The following is a 3,013-nucleotide window of genomic DNA, read 5'->3' as shown; positions in this document are numbered from 1 at the left end:
TTCGTGAGCAGATTGTTACTTCAACATACACACTTTTCGGTTGTGAACAAAACCTTTTGACATCATCTGAATTGAACTGTCGTAAGGTCAGAGCATTAAGCCCTATTTTAACAAACGAAGAACTTGAAAAATTAAGAAACATTGACCTTGAGGGATTTAAGTCAATAACAATTCCGTCATTGTTTAACGTAAAACAGGAAAACGATATGGAAACCGCTATGGATACAATATTCGAGGCGGCTGATATAGCAATCGAAAACGGATACAACATAATCATACTTTCGGATAAGGGAGTAGATAAAGATAAAGCACCTATTCCTGCACTTCTTGTTGCATCCGGACTTCATCATCACCTTATAAGAAAAGGTACAAGAATGAAAGTATCTATTGTTCTTGAATCGGGTGAGCCGAGAGAAGTACACCATTTCGCATGTCTTGTAGGTTACGGCGTAAACGGTATCAATCCGTATATGGCATATGAGGCTATTAAGGAGCTTTCGGACGAAAAACTTCTTGAATATTCATATGAGGACGGCGTAAAGAGATTTAACAAGGCTTGTACAAAGGGCATTGTTAAGATTATGTCTAAAATGGGTATCTCAACAATTCAGTCATATCAAGGCGCACAGATATTTGAAGCACTTGGTATATCGGAAAGCGTTGTAAACAAATACTTTACAGGCACAACAACAAGAATCGGCGGTATGGGTATTGAGCATATCCAAAAGGAAGTGCTTTTAAGACACGCAGAGGCTTTTGATAAAGTAAACGGTAAAAAGGCACTTAAAACAGGCGGTGACTATAAGTGGAGAGCAAAGGGCGAATACCATATGTTCAACCCTGAGTCAATCTACAAATTACAAATGGCTTGTCGTACAGGTAACTACAAGCTTTATAAAGAATATGCAAAGGAAATGGACGAACATCAGCAACATCAATGCACAATTCGCGGTATGCTTGATATTAAGACGATTGATAAACCAATCGCAATAGATCAGGTTGAAAGCGTGGAAAGCATTGTTAAGCGTTTCAAGACCGGTGCTATGTCATACGGTTCAATTTCACAGGAAGCACACGAATGTCTTGCAATCGCTATGAACAGACTTGGCGGTAAGTCAAACAGCGGTGAGGGCGGTGAAAACCCTGAAAGATATATTCCTGATGAAAACGGTGACAGCCGCAGCAGTGCTATTAAGCAAGTTGCATCGGGACGTTTCGGTGTTCATATTCACTACTTGCAGAATGCAAAAGAAATTCAGATTAAAATGGCACAAGGTGCTAAACCGGGTGAGGGCGGACATCTTCCGGGCGGTAAAGTATATCCTTGGATTGCAAAGGCAAGACATTCAACTCCGGGTGTCGGCTTGATTTCACCACCTCCGCATCACGATATATATTCAATCGAAGATTTGGCACAGCTAATTCATGACCTTAAAAATGCAAACCGTGACGCAAGAGTAACAGTTAAACTTGTTTCTGAAGCAGGTGTCGGTACTATTGCAGTCGGTGTTGCAAAGGGCAGAGCAGATGTTATTTTGGTATCGGGCTATGACGGCGGTACAGGTGCCGCACCAAAGACAAGTGTACGTCACGCAGGTTTGCCTTGGGAACTTGGCGTTGCCGAAACACATCAGGCACTTTTGATGAACAATCTAAGAAACAGAGTTGTAATCGAAACAGACGGTAAACTTTTGACAGGTCGTGACGTTGCGGTAGCGGCACTTTTGGGAGCTGAGGAATTTGGTTTTGCGACAGGTCCGCTAATCTCAATCGGTTGTGTAATGATGAGAGTATGTAATCTTGATACTTGTCCTGTCGGTGTTGCCACACAAAATCCTAAATTGAGAAAGCGTTTCTGCGGTAAGCCTGAATTTGTTGAAAACTTTATGCGTTTTATCGCACAGGATTTGAGAGAGTGGATGGCTAAAATCGGTGTTAAGACTGTTGACGAAATGATTGGTCACGTTGAAAGACTCAGCCAAAAGACTGTTTCGGGTAACTGGAAAGCAAAAGAAGTGGATTTGTCATCACTATTGTATCAACCAAAAATCTGTTCAAACGATTATGAGAGATACCATAATGAAATGCAGGATCACGAGCTTTACAAAACTCTTGATATGAACACATTATTGAAACTTTGCGAACCGGCTATTAAAGACGGTAAGAAGATTGAGGCAAAACTTGAAATCACAAATATCAATCGTGTAACAGGTACAATTCTTTCATCTGAAATCGCAAGAGCACACGGAGAGGAAGGACTTCCTGAAGACAGCATTAAATTGAACTTTGTCGGAAGTGCAGGTCAGAGTTTCGGTGCATTCTTGGCACCGGGCGTTACAATGAAACTTGAGGGTGACAGTAACGACTATATCGGTAAAGGTCTTTCCGGCGGTAAGATAATCGTTGTACCGCGTAAAGAGGCTAAATTTATTCCGAGTGAAAATGTTATTATCGGTAATGTTGCATTCTACGGTGCTATTAAAGGTGAGGCATATATCAGAGGTACGGCAGGCGAACGTTTCTGCGTAAGAAATTCGGGTATGACTGCGGTTGTCGAGGGTATCGGCGACCATGGCTGTGAATATATGACAGGCGGTTGTGTTGCCGTAATCGGTAAGACAGGCAGAAACTTTGCGGCAGGTATGTCCGGCGGTATTGCATATGTATATAACAAGGACGGTTCACTTGACAAAAACTGTAACAAGGAACTTGTGGGACTTGAAACATTGTCAGACAAGGATATTGCAAAGCTAAAGGAAATGCTTGAAAATCACGTTAAATATACGGGCAGTGACGTTGCGGAAAATATGCTTAATAACTGGTCGGAAGAAGTGAAGAATTTTGTTAAGGTAATTCCGAACGACTATAAGAAAGTTATAACTGTTCTTGATGAAGAACTTGAAAAGGGAACAGACAGAGATGAGGCAATGCTTATTGCATTTGAAAATGTAACGGGCAAAAAAGTAGAAATAGCGTAATAAGTTTGATATATCGTTCGGGCTTATACAGTCAG

1 protein-coding gene is annotated in these 3,013 nt (G+C 41.3%); it reads left to right on the top strand.

From position 1 onward, the window contains the following. A partial coding sequence (gene gltB, locus ACLTU0_RS08135) for a glutamate synthase large subunit (RefSeq protein ID WP_412322004.1) occupies positions 1–2,978 on the top strand: 2,978 nt, incomplete at its 5' end. Between the last annotated feature and the right edge of the window lie 35 nt (positions 2,979–3,013).

The organism is Hominilimicola sp., assembly GCF_046972485.1.
In the GTDB taxonomy this organism is placed as follows: Bacteria; Bacillota; Clostridia; order UBA1381; family UBA1381; genus Hominilimicola; species Hominilimicola fabiformis.
This window is presented reverse-complemented; position numbering and strand designations above follow the sequence as displayed.